The sequence below is a fragment of the Staphylococcus sp. CoH_129_LAB_1 genome, from assembly GCF_058191515.1.
Map to the genome: position 1 here is coordinate 1 of NZ_JBXWKZ010000083.1, position 257 is coordinate 257.

Sequence of the window (257 nt, forward strand, 5' to 3'; positions counted from 1 at the left end):
GCTACGCCGTGGTCGCGGCCGGCGTCGTCCGCGGCGCGGACGGCCTGCCGACCTCCATCACGGCGCCCATCGAGCTGACGGTCGGCGACGGCAGCCCGACCCCGATCGCCTGGACGGGCGAGCTCACGGTGGTCGTGCTCAGCGCCACCAGCGGCGACGCCACCGGGATCAGCGAGCAGACCATCGGCGGAACGACATCGAGCGCAGCCGGCCCGGCGGGCGGCCGGACGATCGTCGGCGCCGGCGGCCTGTCGCGC

At 77.0% G+C, this 257-nt stretch carries 1 protein-coding gene; it reads left to right on the forward strand.

The window, feature by feature from the left end:
• Positions 1–257 (forward strand): LpqB family beta-propeller domain-containing protein (locus tag AC2FB1_RS11215; RefSeq protein WP_490675286.1); only part of this gene is annotated, 257 nt, incomplete at both ends.